The sequence below is a fragment of the Gibbsiella quercinecans genome (assembly GCF_002291425.1).
Classification (GTDB): domain Bacteria; phylum Pseudomonadota; class Gammaproteobacteria; order Enterobacterales; family Enterobacteriaceae; genus Gibbsiella; species Gibbsiella quercinecans.
Genome location: NZ_CP014136.1, coordinates 5,152,692 through 5,169,012, shown reverse-complemented (window position 1 = coordinate 5,169,012; position 16,321 = coordinate 5,152,692). Strand labels below are relative to the sequence as shown.

16 protein-coding genes and 1 other annotated feature are annotated in these 16,321 nt (G+C 51.7%); of the genes, 3 read left to right on the top strand and 13 right to left on the bottom strand.

All coding sequences use genetic code 11. From position 1 onward, the window contains the following. Positions 1-9 precede the first annotated feature (9 nt). Together ACN28Q_RS23495 and ACN28Q_RS23490 are read right to left on the bottom strand one after the other, a co-directional pair. Complete coding sequence (locus ACN28Q_RS23495; RefSeq protein ID WP_095848545.1) at positions 10-1,308, bottom strand: MFS transporter; 1,299 nt, start codon at positions 1,306-1,308, stop codon at positions 10-12. Between the two features lie 111 nt (positions 1,309-1,419). Continuing rightward, the gene (locus tag ACN28Q_RS23490; protein WP_095848544.1) at positions 1,420-2,616 is read right to left on the bottom strand and encodes an L-talarate/galactarate dehydratase; all 1,197 of its coding nucleotides are present in this window, start codon (positions 2,614-2,616) and stop codon (positions 1,420-1,422) included. A gap of 476 nt (positions 2,617-3,092) precedes the next feature. On the opposite strand from ACN28Q_RS23490, the gene ACN28Q_RS23485 reads away from it, so the two are divergent. Then, positions 3,093-4,118, top strand: a complete 1,026-nt coding sequence (locus ACN28Q_RS23485) for a LacI family DNA-binding transcriptional regulator (protein WP_095848543.1) — start codon at positions 3,093-3,095, stop codon at positions 4,116-4,118. Between the two features lie 81 nt (positions 4,119-4,199). Here ACN28Q_RS23485 and ACN28Q_RS23480 read toward each other — a convergent pair whose 3' ends face one another. Beyond that, entirely contained in the window at positions 4,200-4,637 is a 438-nt protein-coding gene (locus ACN28Q_RS23480; RefSeq protein ID WP_095848542.1) for a DUF2502 domain-containing protein, read from the bottom strand. Positions 4,638-4,871: 234 nt separating this feature from the next. Here ACN28Q_RS23480 and ACN28Q_RS23475 point away from each other — a divergent pair, with 234 nt between their 5' ends. Further along, positions 4,872-5,015, top strand: coding sequence for a hypothetical protein (locus ACN28Q_RS23475; RefSeq protein ID WP_165907101.1), 144 nt, complete (start codon positions 4,872-4,874; stop codon positions 5,013-5,015). Positions 5,016-5,223: 208 nt separating this feature from the next. On the opposite strand, the gene ihfA is transcribed toward ACN28Q_RS23475, so the two are convergent. The 9 genes from ihfA to ACN28Q_RS23430 form a co-directional block, all read right to left on the bottom strand. Continuing rightward, a complete protein-coding gene (gene ihfA / locus ACN28Q_RS23470; RefSeq protein ID WP_095848541.1) occupies positions 5,224-5,520 on the bottom strand; it encodes an integration host factor subunit alpha in 297 nt (98 codons plus the stop codon). A 4-nt stretch (positions 5,521-5,524) separates the two neighbouring features. After that, positions 5,525-7,912, bottom strand: coding sequence for a phenylalanine--tRNA ligase subunit beta (gene pheT, locus ACN28Q_RS23465; protein ID WP_095848540.1), 2,388 nt, complete (start codon positions 7,910-7,912; stop codon positions 5,525-5,527). A gap of 14 nt (positions 7,913-7,926) precedes the next feature. Next, on the bottom strand, positions 7,927-8,910 hold the full coding sequence (gene pheS, locus ACN28Q_RS23460; RefSeq protein ID WP_095848539.1) for a phenylalanine--tRNA ligase subunit alpha: 984 nt from the start codon (positions 8,908-8,910) through the stop codon (positions 7,927-7,929). A gap of 66 nt (positions 8,911-8,976) precedes the next feature. Next, positions 8,977-9,100 (bottom strand) — a sequence feature (Phe leader region). Further along, positions 9,051-9,095, bottom strand: a complete 45-nt coding sequence (gene pheM, locus ACN28Q_RS23455) for a pheST operon leader peptide PheM (protein WP_106120997.1) — start codon at positions 9,093-9,095, stop codon at positions 9,051-9,053. (Overlaps the previous feature by 45 nt.) A 109-nt stretch (positions 9,101-9,209) precedes the next feature. Continuing rightward, on the bottom strand, positions 9,210-9,566 hold the full coding sequence (gene rplT, locus ACN28Q_RS23450) for a 50S ribosomal protein L20 (protein ID WP_004931417.1): 357 nt from the start codon (positions 9,564-9,566) through the stop codon (positions 9,210-9,212). Positions 9,567-9,609: 43 nt separating this feature from the next. Beyond that, the gene (gene rpmI / locus ACN28Q_RS23445; protein WP_095848537.1) at positions 9,610-9,807 is read right to left on the bottom strand and encodes a 50S ribosomal protein L35; all 198 of its coding nucleotides are present in this window, start codon (positions 9,805-9,807) and stop codon (positions 9,610-9,612) included. A 98-nt stretch (positions 9,808-9,905) separates the two neighbouring features. Then, complete coding sequence (gene infC, locus ACN28Q_RS23440) at positions 9,906-10,457, bottom strand: translation initiation factor IF-3 (RefSeq protein ID WP_095848536.1); 552 nt, start codon at positions 10,455-10,457, stop codon at positions 9,906-9,908. Positions 10,458-10,460: 3 nt separating this feature from the next. Continuing rightward, the gene (thrS, locus tag ACN28Q_RS23435; RefSeq protein ID WP_095848535.1) at positions 10,461-12,389 is read right to left on the bottom strand and encodes a threonine--tRNA ligase; all 1,929 of its coding nucleotides are present in this window, start codon (positions 12,387-12,389) and stop codon (positions 10,461-10,463) included. Between the two features lie 349 nt (positions 12,390-12,738). Then, positions 12,739-13,776 (bottom strand): YrzE family protein, encoded by a 1,038-nt coding sequence (locus ACN28Q_RS23430; RefSeq protein ID WP_095848534.1) that lies wholly within the window; start codon positions 13,774-13,776, stop codon positions 12,739-12,741. Positions 13,777-14,057: 281 nt separating this feature from the next. Between ACN28Q_RS23430 and ACN28Q_RS23425 the strand changes: the two genes are divergently transcribed. Further along, positions 14,058-14,738, top strand: coding sequence for a MarC family NAAT transporter (locus ACN28Q_RS23425; protein WP_095848533.1), 681 nt, complete (start codon positions 14,058-14,060; stop codon positions 14,736-14,738). A gap of 91 nt (positions 14,739-14,829) precedes the next feature. Here ACN28Q_RS23425 and ACN28Q_RS23420 read toward each other — a convergent pair whose 3' ends face one another. Then, entirely contained in the window at positions 14,830-16,113 is a 1,284-nt protein-coding gene (locus ACN28Q_RS23420) for an SLC5/6 family protein (RefSeq protein ID WP_095848532.1), read from the bottom strand. Positions 16,114-16,321: the final 208 nt, after the last annotated feature.

Below are 16,321 nucleotides of genomic sequence, written 5' to 3'. Positions count from 1 at the left end.
CAATGAATACTATATTTCCAAACGCGCCAACCGCCCCACCACAAACAAATAGGAACAGAGCCCGACCAACCCCATTGAGCCAACATAAAGAATGGCGAAGTCAAAAGAGTGCGTCCACGATAAAATAAAACCGATGGCCAGCGGCGTTACAATACTTGCCAGGTTGCCGCACATATTAAATACGCCACCGGCAACGCCTAAAACCTCTTTAGGTGAAGTATCACTCAAAACGCACCAACCAAGATTACCAAACCCTTTGGCAAAAAAAGCCAGGCTCATTGCCGCAATTACGATAACTTCTGAGTCGGTATAGTTGGCCGTAATAATGGTGCATGACAACAACATACCGCATATAATGGGAAGTTTTCTGGCGACGGTCAGACTGTATCCTTTTTTGAGCAAGAAATCGGAGAAAACCCCACCGCTGATCCCGCCAATAAAACCCGCGATGGCCGGAATCGATGCGATCATGCCTACCTTCAGGATTGACATTCCTTTGTCCTGATAGAGATAGGTCGGGAACCAGGTAAGGAAGAACCATGTGATAGAGGTCAGACAGAATTGGCCAATATAGACACCGATCATCATTCTGTTGATGCACACTTTTTTTATTTGCGCAAAGCTCACTTTTTCTTTTTTAGCTTCAGCCCCCAACTCCGGCATACCGCCGCCCGCTTTGATATAGGCAATCTCGGCCTGATTGACCTTTTTATGCCGCAGCGGATCCCTGATATACACCAGCCATAATACGCCGAGAACGACACCAATCATGCCGATATAATAAAAGACATAATGCCAGCTCCAGGTGTGCAATATGATGGTCATCAGCGGCGTGATCAATGCCAGAGAGATATACTGCGCTGCCTGGTAAACCGAGGTGACAAACCCGCGTTCACTATTAGGGAACCATTGTACGCTAAGCCGGCTGTTGGCTGGAAATGCCGGGGCTTCGATAGCGCCCATCAGCAACCTGAGTATAATTAGCACCATTAACGGTGAAGCATATAAATAGATCGTCCCTTGCAGCATCGTGACCATCGACCAGCCAATCAGCGCACCACCATAGACGATTCTGGAACCATATTTATCTAATAGCCAGCCACCCGGTATTTGCATAATCACATATGAAATACCAAATGCGGAGAAAGCAACGCCCATCATTTCAGGATCAAAGTTCAGTTCCTTACTCATAAACGGTGCGACAACGGAGAGCGTTGCCCTATCGGCATAATTGAAAACGGTAGCTGCAAATAAGAAGAATAATATAATAGATCTTACGTTTGTTCTTTTTTCCGGTTTTTCGTTCATTGACAACTCCTAAAATCATGTAGGGTTTTAAAATATGATTTTTTCATTTAGAAGATGTGAGATGACCGACGCATTAGAAAAATCCCGCATCAGTCATCGAAAAATAGCGAATCAGGGGCGTTTGCCAAACTCACATTGCGCAACAGTCCACGCACTAGCCTGTTCACTCAGCGTAAATCCAAGTCCGTAACGGTCAGATACCAGCATGCGGCCATCGCGTAATTCGAGCTGTTCATTAAATAATGGGTTTAGCCATTCGAAATGTTCCAGCCACGGCTCAATAGGATAAGCGGCGGCGAGATGTAAATGAATTTCCATGGCAAAATGCGGCGCTAATTTACGCCCGTTTTTAGCAGCTAAATCCATGATTTTAAGGAAAGGTGAAATACCACCGACGCGCGGCGCATCGGGTTGCACAAAATCACTGGCATTGCCCAGAATTAATTGCTCATGCTCACGGAAACTGGTCAGCATTTCACCCGTGGCGATCGGGGTATCCAGCGCGGTGGCTAATGCGGCATGGCCTTCCACATCGTAAGCGTCCAGCGGTTCTTCTATCCAGATTAAATTGAACGCCTCCATTTTACGCCCAATACGCATAGCAGTTTCCCGATCCCACTGCTGATTCGCATCAACCATTAACGGAAAATCATCGCCCAGCTCTTTGCGCACCGCAGTTAAACGTTTCAAGTCCTCTGCGGTGTCAGGCTGGCCGACTTTAATTTTTATGCCGCCGATACCACTTGCGCGGGAGATAGCCACATTTTTTATCACCTGATCCAGCGGCGTATGCAGGAACCCGCCGGAGGTGTTATAGCACTGCACAGAATCGCGATGCGCACCCAATAATTTTGCCAGCGGTAATTGCGCGCGTTTCGCCTTCATATCCCACAGGGCAATGTCAAAAGGCGAAATGGCCTGCACCGCCATACCGCTTCTGCCAACGGAGGCACCGGCCCACAGCAGTTTGGTATAGACCTTATCGATATCGTTAGGATCTTCATTCAGCAGGTTATCGGCGATCTCTTTGGCATGCGCATAAATCCCCTGGCCACCGGCACGTTTGGAGTAGCTAAAGCCAATACCTTCAAACCCATCACGGGTACGAATTTCAGCAAAAATAATCGCCACTTCCGTCAGCGGCTTTTGTCGGCCAGTAAGGACTTTTGCATCGCTGACTGGTGTCGCTAGCGGTAAAAGCGCTAACGAAACCTTGACCCATTCGATGCGGTCTCCCGTCTCAGCAGCGGTTCGTACATTGGAAACCCGGGCATAGGAAACAGCATCTGAGTTCGCACTGGTTGTCATCTTCATTTCTCCTGATTGACGTATCTGGAATTGCGTTATAGCAAAAATGATTGCGCTAACATTTTTACCCTGAACAAATTTAGTACGCCATAACCAGATCGCACTTGTGCGCCACTGATCACAAAAAAACATATAAAATAACAAGTTAAATTGTTGTTAAATTAAAACAAGTTACCGATAAACAATAATTTATTTCAATAAATGATAGCGCAATCATTTTATAAAAAAACAAAGCTATGCCCCCGCACGCCGAGCAATGTGCAGAAATAATGCGGTTGGTTGGGAAACTTGCGAACAGGGCCTGGCGTCATCTTCGCTCTACTACTCTGTTCGGCAGGATCGAAAACGGCAACAAACACTGCATATGCCGTAATAATCCTCTGCGCTGGGCGTGCTGCCATGGTTGTTGGGTAAGCCCACCCTTTTACTATAATATATTGCCCTGTAACCAATTTTGTCGTTGTTCAAGGACTGGTATGAAGGCGAAGAATGCTCTGCAAAAGTACGGTAAAACCAAATCCCCTACGCTGGAGGATGTAGCTCGAGAAGCCGGCCTATCCCCCATGACGGTAAGCAGAGCGCTCAATAATCCTCAGTTGGTTCGTGAGACAACCGTTGAAAAAGTAAAAAAAGCCATTGCCGTAACGGGTTATATTCCTAATTTATTGGCCGGAGGGCTGGCATCAAGGCGCAGTAAACTGGTTGCCGTCGTGGTTCCGCAGATCAATAACAATATGTTTGTCGATACCGTTCAGGCCGTCAGCGACCAGTTAGCAAAACGCGGATATCACATGCTATTGTGCGTCGGCGGGTATACCGAAGAGCTGGAAACCGAGATCGTTTCCGCCATTTTATCTCGCCGCCCGGATGGGATCGTATTAACAGGCATCCAGCACTCCCAGCAAATGAAGCGCATTATCTTATCTTCCGAGATCCCGGTGGTCGAAATATGGGATCTCACTCCAACGCCATTAGACATGCTGGTGGGTTTTTCTCATGAGAAAATTGGTAATCAGATAGCTAACTACATGTATGAAAAGGGATACCGGAAATTTGGCCTGATATGGACTGAAGATCAACGTGCGCTTATCCGCCAAAAGGGCATTACCGACATATTAGCGAAGAAGCAGGTCAACCCGATTGCGACGGTAACGGTTCCGCTGCCGGCGACCTTGTCTCTGGGTCGAGAGGGGTTTTGTCATCTGTTTGATGCTGAAAATGCCTTTGATGCCATGATTTGTAGTTCCGATACCCTGGCGCAGGGAGCAATAATAGAAGCGAATAGCCGGGGGCTACGCGTTCCGCAGGATATCGCCATTATGGGTTTCGGCGATCTGGACTTTGCCCGCCATAATATTCCGTCAATTTCAACCGTGAAAATAGATCGATGGCGCATAGGGATTGATGCCGCCAATATGTTGACAGACAAGATAGAAGGAAAAGAAGCGAATGAAGTGGTTACTGATATTGGTTTTGAATTGATAGAACGCGAATCAACCTAAACTACCCCGCTTCCCATTGAGCAAGCCTGCTGGCCTTGCCTGCCACACTACGATGACGGCAAAACCAGCAGCGCTTGATTTTTAGTTATGTGGGCCGTTGTTTTTCTGCGGGTACTGTTGCTGCCCCGGCCCATTGTCGTGACCGCGATCGTTGCCATGGCCTCTATCATTGCCATTGCCGTGGTTATCACGACGATCGCCGCCGTTGTCATGCCCGCGTTCGCCGCGGAACGGGTTGCCGCCTTGCGGGCCGTTATTTTGGCGGTGCGGCGGCTGAGCCTGCCAGCGGCCGCCATCCCAGTACATGCCATGGCCGTTGCGCTCGCCGATACCGTGGCCCTGATGCTCATGCCACCACTGTGGCGGACGCCAATCATAACCGTCCCAGTAATAGCCGCGGTTATCCTGATCCCCCAGATGCACGGATACCCCCGGCACATTAATGTCGATAGAGACATCAGCGCTGGCTGCCAACGGCAGCATCAGCGGTAAACACACCAGTAATAGGATCTTTTTCATATTTAACTCTCACGTTATTTGACGCTGAAGAGCGTTATATCAAGGCGATTATTTATCGACTATCTCATTTGTGCTCATTTTCAGTTTGTTTTCATATAACTTACAAAATACTTACAATCAATTCTTTCTTATTTAATTAATATAGCTGCTAACAACGATTAACGATTTACTGATGTACTATGATTATTTAATCTATTTATAATCAGTTTATCCCCACAACCCAGAGATAATATTATGTTGAAACGTATTGGATTGTTCCTGACCGTGACAGTGCTGGCAACAGCGCTGAGTGGCTGTATCTTCCCACCGTGGGGTGGCCCTGGTGGCGGTCATGGCGGTGGTGGCGGCGGCGGCCACGGTCATCATTTTGATCGCTAAGTTATTATAAGGGGCTACGGCCCCTTTTTTATTTATAGGGAATAATAAATATATATAAGAATAATCCGCAAAACATCCTGTCAGTTTTAATTAACCACTTTCTGCCAAAACCCACTGCTAATTTACACCTGGTTTTTTAAGAATAAACTGAAATATATATTAGAAAAGAAAAAAGGCCGCAAAAGCGACCTTTTTGGTTTTATAGCAATTAGCCTTTTGGATTGGCGTTCTCCACACGGCTTTTCAACTTTTGCCCTGGACGGAAAGTAACCACACGGCGCGCCGTAATCGGAATGTCCTCGCCAGTTTTCGGGTTACGCCCCGGACGTTGGTTCTTGTCCCGTAAATCAAAGTTACCAAAACCTGACAGTTTTACCTGTTCTCCGTTCTCAAGAGCCCGACGGACCTCTTCAAAGAACAGTTCCACCAAGTCTTTGGCGTCCCGTTTGCTAAGCCCAAGCTTCTCAAACAGGTGTTCTGACATTTCAGCTTTAGTAAGCGCCATAGGTTCAATCCCTCAAGGATGCTTGGAATCGCTGTTTTAAAGCCTCTACGCATTTTGCAACGGTAGTGGCTATCTCCTCTTCTTCCAGTGTACGAGCGGTATCCTGCAATATCAGACTGATAGCCAGGCTCTTATAACCCTCTGCCACGCCCTTACCACGGTACACATCAAACAAGTTTACGCCAACTATATGATTTACGCCAACTTTCTTACACTCTGCCAAAATATCTTCTGCGGGCACGTTTTCAGCGACCACAACGGCGATATCACGGCGGTTTGCCGGGAAGCGGGAAACCTCCCGCGCCTGAGGCACCACGCGGGTTGAAACCTTGTTCCACTCCAGCTCAAACACCACGGTGCGGCCATTAAGTTCCAGTTTACGCTCAAGTTCCGGATGTACAACACCAATGAAACCGACACGCTCACCGTGCAAATAAATCGCGGCGCTTTGCCCCGGGTGCAAGGCAGGATTCGCTTCTGCCTTGAACTGAATTTCGGATAATTTACCCGTTAATTCAAGCACAGATTCCAGATCCCCTTTCAAATCATAGAAGTCTACCGCTCTGCGCGCCAGATCCCAATGTTCTTCGTGGGTGGAACCGGCGATCACGCCAGCCAGCATGACGTCCTGACGGATACCCAGATCTGCCGTAGTATCAGGCACAAAGCGCAGGCCGCTTTCGAACAGGCGCACACGGCCTTGCTGGCGGTTCTGGTTGTATACCACGGCAGACAACAGGCCGCTCAGTAACGACAAACGCATCGCCGACATATCAACCGAAATAGGACTTGGCAGAATCAGCGCTTCTTCAGCCGGGTGCAACAACGCCTGCACTTTCGGATCGACAAAGCTGTAGGTAATCGCTTCCTGGAAGCCGCGATCCACCAGCAGCGTTTTGACGCGTTTCATCGCCAGATCCGCTTCACGATGGTGGGTCATCACCAGATCGGCACGTACTGGCACGTTTGGAATGTTGTCATAGCCGTAAACGCGCGCAACCTCTTCCACCAAATCTTCTTCGATTTCCATATCGAAGCGCCAGCTTGGCGCAACCGCCAGCCAGTCATTCCCCTGCTCTGTCACCTGGCAGCCCAGGCGGCGCAGAATATCGCTCACCTGCTCGCTAGGCACCACATGGCCAATCAGGCGATCCAACTTCTCACGGCGCAGAGTGATGGTGGCGCGTTTTGGCAGTTCGCTCTCGGCGGTGACGTCAATCACCGGCCCTGGCTGGCCGCCGCAGATGTCGATCAGCAGGCGCGTGGCGCGTTCCATAGCCTGGTGCTGCAACGCCGGATCCACCCCGCGTTCATAACGGTGGGAAGCATCGGTATGCAGCCCGTGGCGGCGTGCGCGGCCGGTGATAGCCAATGGATTGAAAAAAGCGCATTCCAGCAGCACGTCTTGCGTTTCAGCGTTCACACCGGAGTGTTCGCCGCCGAAAATGCCGGCCATGGCCAGCGCTTTTTGCCGATCGGCGATCACCAGGGTATCGGCATTCAGTTTGGCTTCATTGCCATCCAGCAAGGTTAGCGTTTCGCCTTCCTGCGCCATACGCACCACGATCCCGCCGTCAATACGGTTCAAATCAAAGGCGTGCATCGGCTGGCCCAATTCCAGCAACACGTAGTTGGTGACATCCACCACCGCGTCAATAGAGCGAATACCGCAACGGCGCAGTTTCTCGCGCATCCACAGCGGCGTTGGCGCATTGACGTTGATGCCTTTCACCACACGGCCCAGGTAACGCGGGCACGCCTGCGGCGCTTCAACCTGAATAGGCAGCGTGTCGTTGACGGTGGCGGCCACCGGGCTCATGTCTGGCGCGGTCAGCGCAACCTGGTTCAGCACGCCAACGTCACGTGCGACGCCGATAATGCCCAGGCAGTCGGCGCGGTTTGGCGTGACGCTGATATCGATGGCCACATCGTCAAGCTTGAGGTATTCACGAATATTGCTGCCGACCGGCGCGTCTGCTGGCAATTCGATGATACCGTCATGATCGTCGGAAATGCCCAGCTCAGAGAATGAGCACAGCATCCCTTCAGACGGCTCGCCGCGCAGCTTGGCGGGTTTGATTTTGAAATCGCCCGGCAGTACTGCGCCGACCGTAGCCACTGCCACCTTCAGGCCCTGGCGGCAATTTGGCGCGCCGCAAACGATATCCAGCAGGCGATCGCCACCGACGTTGACTTTCGTCACCCGCAGCTTATCGGCGTTCGGGTGCTGCGCGCACTCCATCACCTGGCCAACGACAACGCCGTTGAATGCGCCGGCAACCGGCTCCACGTCATCCACTTCCAGGCCGGCCATGGTAATTTGTTCTGCTAATGCTTCGCTGCTGATGGCCGGGTTTACCCACTCGCGCAACCAAAGTTCACTGAATTTCATGTGATATTCCCGCCTTACTTAAACTGTTTGAGGAAACGCAAATCGTTTTCGAAGAATGCGCGCAAATCGGTTACGCCGTAGCGCAGCATGGTCAGGCGCTCCATCCCCATGCCGAAGGCAAAGCCGGAGTACACCTCAGGATCGATACCGACATTACGCAGTACGTTCGGGTGCACCATGCCGCAACCCAGCACTTCCAGCCACTTACCGTTCTTGCCCATAACATCCACTTCGGCGGAAGGCTCGGTAAACGGGAAATATGAAGGGCGGAAACGGATCTGCAGATCTTCCTCAAAAAAGTTCTTCAGGAAATCATGCAACGTGCCTTTCAGGTTGGTGAAACTGATGTTCTTATCCACGATCAGCCCTTCCATCTGGTGGAACATTGGCGTGTGGGTTTGATCGTAGTCGTTGCGGTAAACGCGGCCCGGCGCAATGATGCGGATCGGCGGCTGCTGATCTTTCATGGTACGGATCTGCACGCCGGAAGTTTGCGTACGCAGCAGGCGCTTGGCGTCAAACCAGAAGGTATCGTGATCGGCGCGCGCCGGGTGGTGGCCTGGGATATTCAGCGCATCAAAGTTATGGTAGTCATCTTCAATTTCCGGGCCGGTCGCCACAGAGAAGCCCAACTCGCCAAAGAAGGTTTCAATACGATCGATAGTACGGGTCACCGGGTGCAGGCCGCCGTTTTCCAGGCGGCGCCCCGGCAAGGAGACGTCAATGGTCTCTTCTGCCAGGCGAGCATTCAGTGCGGCGGATTCCAGCGCGCTTTTACGCGCATTGAGCGCTTCTTGCACCTGTTGTTTGGCCTGGTTGATCACGGCCCCCGCGGCCGGGCGCTCTTCCGCCGGCAGATCGCGCAGCGACTGCATCTGCAAGGTAAAATGGCCTTTTTTGCCTAAATATTCGACGCGCACCAAATCCAACGCGGCTACATCCTGGGCATCTTCTACGGCTGCCTTGGCATTGGCAACCAGCTCTGCGAGATGTGGCATTGTGTTCCTCTTCTTGGGCCGCTATGGCCGCTAAGTAGTGATTGAGTAATTTATTTGATAGCCAGAAACAAAAAAGCCTCCGCTTAGGGAGGCTTAGGCGCTACTTTCCGTTTCTTTTCTTACGCGCAAGCCCCCTGGATTCAGGCGCTAAAGTAAAAAAAGAAGCGGAAAATGGCAGCGTTCATGCTTGCATTACCTTTCTGGGTTACGTGACGTTATGTGGTAAAGCGCCAGCTAACAGAAGTTTATAGGTTAAAAATACAGGATAAAAGAGGGAGCAAGCTCCCTCTTCCACTGACTTACGCCAGAGCTGCTTTCGCTTTTTCAACCAGTGCGCCGAAGGCCACTTTGTCGAATACCGCGATGTCAGCCAGGATCTTACGGTCAATTTCAATAGAGGCTTTTTTCAGGCCGTTAATGAATTTGCTGTAAGACAAGCCGTTCTGACGAGCAGCTGCGTTGATACGTGCAATCCACAGCTGACGGAACTGACGCTTACGTTGACGACGGTCACGGTAAGCATACTGACCTGCTTTGATTACTGCCTGGAAGGCAACACGATATACGCGCGAACGGGCACCGTAGTAGCCTTTCGCCTGCTTCATAATTTTCTTGTGACGTGCGCGTGCAATTACACCACGTTTTACGCGAGCCATATGCTCTCTCCTAAAGTCTTATTCTTGATTCAAAAAAAATGGCTTATGCGTACGGCAGGCACGCAATAACCAATACCAGATCGCTGTGCGCTACCATGCCTTTCGGACGCAGGTGACGTTTACGCTTGGTTGCTTTTTTGGTCAGAATATGACGCAGGTTAGCATGTTTACGCTTAAAACCACCGCTGCCGGTTTTTTTGAAGCGCTTGGCTGCACCACGTACAGTTTTAATCTTTGGCATTTTAATTAAATCCACTTCGCATTGTTAAACAACGAATCAGTGAGGCGAATAAAGCCCACACAGCGCAAGCGTTGCGCGGGCCTGATTACTTGGAAGCCTTACTGTTTCTTCTTGGGTGCGAGCACCATGATCATCTGGCGGCCTTCGATCTTCGTAGGGAAGGATTCGACCACTGCCAGATCGATATCTTCACACAGATCTTTACGGACGCGGTTAAGCACTTCCATGCCGATCTGCTGGTGCGCCATTTCACGCCCACGGAAACGCAGGGTGATTTTGGCTTTATCGCCATCTTCCAGAAAGCGAATCAGGTTGCGTAGTTTGACCTGATAGTCGCCATCATCGGTACCAGGACGGAATTTGATTTCCTTGACCTGAATAACTTTTTGCTTCTTCTTCTGTTCTTTCGTCGACTTGCTCTTCTCGTAGAGGAATTTGCCGTAATCCATAATTCGGCAAACTGGCGGTTCGGCATTTGGGCTGATTTCGACTAAATCAACGCCCGCTTCCTCAGCTTTTTCAAGAGCTTCATTCAGACTGACAATACCAATCTGCTCGCCATCGACGCCGGTTAGGCGAACTTCTTGCGCGCGAATTTCTCTGTTAATGCGATTAGGACGCGCCGTTTGAACTCGTTTTCCGCCTTTAATACTTTATTCCTCCAGTTGATGAAGACTACGGCTGCGGATTTCTGTCAGCAGCTTGTCTACAAATGCGTTTACGTCTTGGCTACCCAAGTCTTTCCCACGGCGAGTACGAACGGCAACTTTGCCTGCTTCGACTTCTTTATCACCGCAGACCAACATATATGGCACCCGACGTAAAGTATGTTCGCGAATTTTAAAGCCAATCTTCTCATTTCTCAAGTCTGCTTTGACCCGAATGCCTGCATCTTGCAGTTTTTTGGTCAATTGCTCGACGTATTCTGATTGGCTGTCGGTGATATTCATCACCACCACCTGTACCGGGGCAATCCAGGTTGGGTAGAACCCGGCGTATTCTTCGGTAAGGATACCGATGAAACGCTCCATGGAGCCCAAAATAGCACGGTGAATCATTACCGGCACCACGCGATCGTTGTTTTCGCCAACGTACGACGCGCCTAAACGGCCCGGTAAGAAGAAATCGAGCTGCACGGTACCACATTGCCAGGCGCGATCCAAACAATCATGCAGAGTAAATTCAATTTTTGGCCCATAAAAGGCGCCCTCACCCGGCTGATATTCAAACGGAATGCCGTTTTCAGTCAGCGCTGCGGCCAGATCGTCTTCCGCGCGGGTCCACATTTCGTCAGTACCGATGCGCTTCTCCGGACGGGTGGACAACTTCACCGCAATCTTTTCAAAGCCAAAGACGCTGTACATGTCATAGACCATCTTGATGCAATCGTTGACTTCAGCGCGCACCTGGTCTTCCGTACAGAAAATATGTGCATCATCCTGGGTAAAACCGCGTACACGCATCAGCCCATGCAGGGAACCCGAAGGTTCGTTGCGGTGGCAGCTGCCGAACTCGCCCATGCGCAGCGGCAGATCGCGGTAGGACTTCAGGCCCTGGTTGAAGATCTGTACATGGCCCGGGCAGTTCATCGGTTTGATGCAATACTCGCGGTTTTCCGACGAGGTGGTGAACATGGCGTCTTTATAGTTGTCCCAGTGGCCGGTTTTTTCCCACAGCACACGGTCCATCATAAATGGCCCTTTCACTTCCTGATACTGGTATTCCTTGAGCTTCATGCGCACAAAGGCTTCCAGCTCGCGGAAAATTGTCCAGCCGTCGTTGTGCCAGAACACCATGCCCGGCGCTTCTTCCTGCATGTGGTACAGGTCAAGCTGCTTGCCGATTTTGCGGTGATCGCGCTTGGCAGCCTCTTCCAGGCGCTGCAGGTAAGCATTAAGCTGCTTTTTATCTGCCCAGGCCGTGCCATAGATACGCTGCAGCATTTTGTTTTTGCTGTCGCCACGCCAGTATGCGCCGGAGGTTTTCTGCAGTTTGAAATGGTGGCAGAAACGCATGTTCGGCACGTGCGGCCCACGGCACATATCAATGTATTCTTCGTGGTGATACAGGCCCGGGTGGTCGTCATGGCTGATATTTTCATCCAGGATCGCCACTTTGTAGCTTTCGCCGCGCGCCACAAAGGCGTCACGCGCTTCTTGCCAAGTGACCTTTTTCTTGATGACGTCGTAGTCTTTATTGGCCAACTCATGCATCCGCTTTTCCAGCAGATCCAGGTCTTCCTGCGTCAGGGTATGGTCGATATCAACGTCATAGTAAAAGCCGTTGTCGATTACCGGGCCAATGGCCATTTTGGTATCCGGCCACAGTTGTTTGATGGCGTGGCCCAACAGGTGCGCACAGGAGTGGCGCAGAATTTCCAGGCCTTCAGGATCTTTGGCGGTGATGATCGCCAGTTGCGCATCGGATTCAATCAGATCGCCGGCGTCAACCAGCTCACCGTTCACCCGCCCGGCAATACAGGCTTTCGCCAGGCCAGGGCCGATATCAAGGGCAACATCCAGAGGGGAAACAGCATGATCGTAGTGACGTTGACTTCCATCAGGAAGGGTAATAACAGGCATTAAAAATTCCTTATCTACAGTGGTGACCCACACGACAGATCACATGCAGTACGAAAATTGGGTTTGGATTTAGTCAGTTAGAGTGCAGATCTCGCCCACAATTGCCAGATTGGTTTCTAACTTGGTACACAGCGTGGCAAGCATACCTTCACAGCCGTATTTGGCTAAATGGATAGTATCACTAAATTTCTTCTGGATAAATAAACGGCCTTGCCGCTGCCGAGCGAAACAAGAAAAACCCCGGCATCGTTGCCGGGGCTGGCCAGTCTTTCCTGGCTGCCACTTCACCTTGTGAAGAACCGGCCTCTCATCCCTTCATCGAGACGCGCAAACGGACCGGGGTATGCTGTTATTTTACTACTACGCGGCGGGCGTTAGTCTTAACCCCCCACAGCCCTGCCAGCGCACTGATTACTGCGCCAATCAACAGGGCAAAGAACGACCACAGTGCAGCATGGGCCAACGCATCAGCAGCAATGGCCGCCTGTTCGCGCGCCTTCTGTTTCAGTTCGGTGTATTCCTGTTTGGCCTGGTTGATTTTCGCATCGGCGTCGTTTAAACGCTGATTGACTATCTCTGCCGTTTTGTTTTTCGCTTCAACCAGGTTTTTAACCGTCTGATCCACCTGCTGCGGGGTCATATCGGTATTCTCCACCAGCGCTTTTTTCACCGCGTCCTCATCCACATCCTGTGAAATCGCGGTACCGTGCATTTTCAGCTTGGCCAGCAAATCCTGAATAATCGCGTCACTGTTGTCCGGCTGAAGCGCCAGCGCCTTCACCGCATCGGCCACATCGTTTTTGGCCGCATTCAGTTGCTGCTGCATGAATTCCGGCTGCAGCGAAGGGATACCGCTTTTTTTCAGCGCGGCCACCACATCGCCCTGCACCTGCTGCGGTTGCAGCGTGGTGTCGATGCCCAACTGATCAAAGGCTTTGCTGCCGGCATCCGCCAGCCCGGCAGCCCCTTTGCCGATGGCCGAACCGGCGCCGGAAAGCAGACTGCCGGAGGTGGATGCAATCGCGCCGAGTGCATTGCCGGTCGCCTTCACGGCAGACCCCACCAGCAACCCGCCCAGCACCGCAGCCACAATCAGCGCCGTCGCCCACACCAGGAAACCGTGGATCAACCCGTCATTCGCCGCCAAACGGCCAGCGATAAAAGCACCGGCTGCCAGGCTGATGATAATTGAAACCGCAGACCATACCACCACCGCGGTGCCTGCGCCGTTAACCGGATCGTCAGACGTTGGCTCAACCATAGAAAAACCCAGGCTGGTGCCCAACGTTGACAGCAACAGCGACACCGCCAGTACGGTGATCACGCCGCCAATCACGCTCCCCCATGATATTTTTTTTACTGTTGCAAATTCATTTGCCACTTCCATAGTAAAACTCCTTTTAAGTTTTCGATTATGCAGAACCGCCATAATTCTTTATTAGTATAGGATTGGTTGAAAAAATCAGGGGGGAAATAGCAAAAATAAACAAACAAATTTAATCATATGATCATTGCTAATATATTTTCACCGCCCGCTACCACGGCCCCAGCCAGCGCCGGCAGCGGCAAAAACAACGCAGGCGGCAAATAGTATTTTGCCTGCCGTTTAACAACGGCTAACCTGCATTCTTTAAGTATTGTGCGATTTAGCATGAGGGAGCTGTTTTGATGTCGAGCATTTTACAATTGTTCCAGGCCGTCAGCCTTGGCCTGGTCTTGTTGTTACCCTTGGCCAACCCACTGACCACGGTGGCGCTGCTGCTGGGGTTATCCGGCAATATGACCCGAGAAGAACGCCAACTGCAGTCACGCATGGCGTCAATCTATGTCTTTTTCATCATGATAGTGGCGTTTTATGCCGGGCAATTAGTGATGAAAACCTTTGGCATTTCCATCCCCGGCCTGCGTATCGCCGGTGGGCTTATCGTGGCGTTTATCGGTTTCCGCATGCTGTTCCCACAGCAAAAAGCCGATGAAGCGCCGGAGGTGGAAAGCAAAAATACCGAACTGCGTAAAAAAACCTCGGCTAATATCGCCTTTGTGCCGCTGGCAATGCCGAGCACGGCCGGGCCGGGGACCATCGCGATGATCATCAGCACGGCTTCCAGCATCAAAGAAAACACCCTGGGGTTTGCGCATTGGGTGCTGATGGTCGCGCCGGTGGTCACGTTCCTGTCGGTATCGTTGATTCTGTGGGCATGCCTGAGCAGCTCCGGCGCCATCATGAAGCTGGTCGGCCAAAGCGGTATTGAGGCGATTTCACGCCTGATGGGCTTCTTGCTGGTGTGTATGGGGGTGCAGTTTGTTATCAACGGCATTTTGGAGATTATTGCCACCTATCCCCAATAGCCTGACGGAACCAAGCGGGCCACTCGCGTCAGCCAGCGGTTTACACGGCGAAATCAATAAACGGCGCGCGGTGGCCCGCACGCCGCCGGGATCAGATCAAACCATAAATCAGCGCGGACAGCGCAATAACGCCCATCACCAACACGAAGATATTGCTCAACGCCCGGTAACGGTGCATGGCAGGCACTGCGCGCACGGCATACATCGGCAAAATAAACAAAATTACCGCAATCAACGGGCCGCTGATGGTTTCAATAATATGCAGCGCGCTGGGGTTCCATACGGTCGCCCCCCAGGTCAGCACGAACAGCAGCACGCCGGAAAGCCGATGGGTGACGCGCGAACTCAAGGGCTTGCCCAGCGCACGCGTCAGGCCGTCAATCAGGCTGGTGGCCCCTTCTGTGACCCCCAGCGACGTGCCGAGATACGATTTCGCCATCGCCAGCATCGCCATCAGCGGCGCCAGATAGGCAATCAGCGGGTTGGAGAACTTGTTCGCCAGGGTGGTCAGCACCGTGATGTTCTGTTCTTTCGCCTGCGCCATTTCCTGGTGGGATAAACTGAGCACGCAGCTAAAAACGAAAAACAGCACGGTAACGCAGATCAACACGTAGCTGTAGCGCATGATGCGGGCGCAGCGGCGTTCGGCGCGTGCGCCGTACAGGCTTTTCTGCGTTGACGCAAACGAAGAGATGATCGGCGCATGGCTGAATGAAAACACCATCACCGGCACCGCCAGCCACAGAGAGTGCCACAGGCCAGGGCTATCAAAACGGGTGTTCACCAGGCCATCAACGAAATTCGCCGTCTGCCAGGTCGGCACCAGGTACAAGGCCAGGCCCATCAGGAATATCAACAGCGGGAACACCAGCATGCCCATCGCCGCGACAATGGTATCTTTGCCCCGTAGCAACACCAGGTTCAGCACGATAATCACCGCCAGGCTGAGCCAGACGCGCGGCAACGGCGTGATATGGAACTGGTGGATCAGGAAGTTATCCAGCGCGTTGGTGATCGAAATGCTGTAAACCAAAACGATCGGGAAAAAGGCCAGAAAATACAGCACCATGATCAGTTTGCCGGCCAGCACGCCGAAATGCTCGACCACCACGTCATGGATGTTGCCATCGCGGCTGGAGCCGGAAAGCACAAAGCGGCATAGCGCGCGGTGTGGCAGATACGTCAACGGGAACGCGAACAGCGCCATTACCACCAACACCAGCGGGCCATTCAACCCAGCGTTGACCGGCAGAAACAGCGTGCCCGCCCCCACTGCCGTGGCATACAGGCCGAACATCCATACGGTGTCGGTTTTATTCCACTTGCCGGGCTTGGACGCCGCCAGCGTGTCGGAATCGGAGGAAATTGTACTCATTAGGACAGCTTACCTTAATCTATAGCGACAACGATTGCGCTCAATGGAATATCCTTATCCGTAAAATTTATTGAAAACAGTGCGTTAGAGAATTAATTGATTCTTGCGCATGATGAAAGGACGGCAAAGCATAAATAAAAATGGTTGCGGGGTCTATGTTCCGGCGGTTAACCGGGCACTTAATAATCAAAAAAACAGATAGGAATAC

Excerpts from the sequence above, each read along its gene's own strand:
- pheS (WP_095848539.1), bottom strand. The coding sequence starts at position 8,910 with ATGCCACATCTCGCAGAGCTGGTTGCCAATGCCAAGGCAGCCGTAGAA.
- ACN28Q_RS23485 (WP_095848543.1), top strand. The coding sequence starts at position 3,093 with ATGAAGGCGAAGAATGCTCTGCAAAAGTACGGTAAAACCAAATCCCCT.
- rplT (WP_004931417.1), bottom strand. The coding sequence starts at position 9,566 with ATGGCTCGCGTAAAACGTGGTGTAATTGCACGCGCACGTCACAAGAAA.
- ACN28Q_RS23480 (WP_095848542.1), bottom strand. The coding sequence starts at position 4,637 with ATGAAAAAGATCCTATTACTGGTGTGTTTACCGCTGATGCTGCCGTTG.
- pheT (WP_095848540.1), bottom strand. The coding sequence starts at position 7,912 with ATGAAATTCAGTGAACTTTGGTTGCGCGAGTGGGTAAACCCGGCCATC.
- ACN28Q_RS23430 (WP_095848534.1), bottom strand. The coding sequence starts at position 13,776 with ATGGAAGTGGCAAATGAATTTGCAACAGTAAAAAAAATATCATGGGGG.
- ACN28Q_RS23475 (WP_165907101.1), top strand. The coding sequence starts at position 4,872 with ATGTTGAAACGTATTGGATTGTTCCTGACCGTGACAGTGCTGGCAACA.
- rpmI (WP_095848537.1), bottom strand. The coding sequence starts at position 9,807 with ATGCCAAAGATTAAAACTGTACGTGGTGCAGCCAAGCGCTTCAAAAAA.
- ACN28Q_RS23490 (WP_095848544.1), bottom strand. The coding sequence starts at position 2,616 with ATGACAACCAGTGCGAACTCAGATGCTGTTTCCTATGCCCGGGTTTCC.
- ihfA (WP_095848541.1), bottom strand. The coding sequence starts at position 5,520 with ATGGCGCTTACTAAAGCTGAAATGTCAGAACACCTGTTTGAGAAGCTT.
- ACN28Q_RS23425 (WP_095848533.1), top strand. The coding sequence starts at position 14,058 with ATGTCGAGCATTTTACAATTGTTCCAGGCCGTCAGCCTTGGCCTGGTC.
- ACN28Q_RS23420 (WP_095848532.1), bottom strand. The coding sequence starts at position 16,113 with ATGAGTACAATTTCCTCCGATTCCGACACGCTGGCGGCGTCCAAGCCC.
- thrS (WP_095848535.1), bottom strand. The coding sequence starts at position 12,389 with ATGCCTGTTATTACCCTTCCTGATGGAAGTCAACGTCACTACGATCAT.
- ACN28Q_RS23495 (WP_095848545.1), bottom strand. The coding sequence starts at position 1,308 with ATGAACGAAAAACCGGAAAAAAGAACAAACGTAAGATCTATTATATTA.